The following is a 1,963-nucleotide window of genomic DNA, read 5'->3' on the forward strand; positions in this document are numbered from 1 at the left end:
TTTTCTATAAGTGTTGCTAGTGGTTCTAATACAAATGTAATGCAACAGTTTGGTAACTTTAGAAGAACAATCATTACAAATGATGTTACAATGGGTTTTCATCAAAAACAATTTGCTGTACAAGATTTAATTACTAGACAGGGTTGGGACACAAAGGAACAAAGCGCTCCTATAAATTATAGTTTTTCTTTTTCTGGAGGACAAAAATTTGAGGTGTTTGGTAAAGAATTATCTGTTTTTGCAACAGCATCGCATTCTAAAAGGTACAATTATCAAACAGGAACATTTCAATTAGCAAGAGCAAATATTATAGATCAAATTTTTTCTGATGTAGAAATTTTTAGTTCAAACGTTAATACAACAGCATATGCTAATGTAGGTTTAAAGCTTAATGAAAATCATAAAATTAAACTAAACTCTCTTTTTGTTGCTAAAAGTGTAGATTATTTATACGAACAAGGTAGAAATGGTTTAGGTTTTGTGTTTGAACAAGAGCCGGAAGAATATGGCGCATTCGTTAGAGATCAAAACTATAAACAAACGCTAATGTTTGTAAACCAAGCTTTAGGAGAACATAAATTATTTGAAAATAACTCATTAAATTGGGGTGTTGGTTATAACTTTATTTTAGCTGAAGAACCAAATAGAATTAGAAATGAGGTTAGTATTTTAAATAGTACAACTGTACAATATGCTAATAATAGTGCTTTTCAACAAAGAAAATCAAGTCAAAAAATACAAGACAGTGAAATAAATGCTTATCTAAAAGATAGTTGGTCTTTAGGAGAAGCAGATGAAGATGATGATTTACCTTACAAATTAAATTTTGGTATAAATTTTAGACATAAAGAAAGAACTTTTAATTCACTTTTTATTGGGGTAGATGCAGATGGTTTCCAAGTACCAAGTGTAGATGATTTTACTTCAACTTTTACACCAACAGCTTTTAATAATGGTTTACGTTTGGTAGAAAGACCTCTAGATAGATATAATGGTACTTTTGATGCTATGGCTGGTTTTGCAGATTTTGATTTTGCTTTTAATAAGTTAACAGGTAATTTTGGGTTAAGATTTGAAAGAGATGAGTTCTCTGTTGAGTGGGATGTTGCCAACTTTCAAGGAAGAACAGGATCTTTAAACAGAGATTATAATAATTTAAACCCAAGTTTAAATTTAAAATATGAGTTAAATGAAAGAAACTTTATTCGTTTTGCATCTAGTATCTCTCAAACATTACCAGAATTTAAAGAGTTTGCACCTTTCGAATATGTTTCTCCAACAGGTAGGGTAACTAAAGGAAATCCAGATATAGAAAGATCTAACGTTTATAATAATGATTTAAAGTGGGAGTTTTATCCTAGTAGAGAAGAATTAATATCTGTAACTGCTTTTTATAAAAAAATTACAGACCCAATTAACCTTGCACAAACTAGAGGTTCTGCGGGTATATTTCAATTTAATAATACAGGTGAAGAAGCAAATATTTTTGGTGTAGAATTAGAGGGTAGAGTTGGCTTTTTAGAAAATGAAGAAGAAGAAAATCTTTTAAACCTAACAGGTAATATTACACAAATGTGGTTAACACAAGATTTATTATTGAATTACCAATACAATAATAAAACAGAATCATCTTTACAAGGTGCATCAGACTTTATAATTAATACAGCACTTACTTATAGTGATAAAAAAGAGAAAGAGTTTGTGGCAACTTTAACAGGTAATTATTCTTCAGACAAAATATTTGCTTTAGGAAACCCAGAAAGTTTTGCAAGTAGTGATATTTTATTTAACGAAGCAATTATAGAAAAAGGATTTGTTACTTTAGACCTTGTACTAAGCAAACAAATAACAGAAAAATTATCGGCAAGATTTATTGGTAGAAACCTATTAAATCCATCAATAAAACAAACCCAAGATATCAGAAATTTAAACACGGGTGTAATTTCTACAGAAACAGTTTTAG

The 1,963-nt window shown here is 29.4% G+C and carries 1 protein-coding gene; it reads left to right on the plus strand.

Annotated elements, in window-relative coordinates:
• On the plus strand, window positions 1-1,963 hold a 1,963-nt coding region (locus tag ACTG3S_RS07355), incomplete at both ends, for a TonB-dependent receptor (RefSeq protein WP_439128710.1).

Source organism: Polaribacter sp. (assembly GCF_965656025.1).
GTDB lineage: Bacteria > Bacteroidota > Bacteroidia > Flavobacteriales > Flavobacteriaceae > Polaribacter.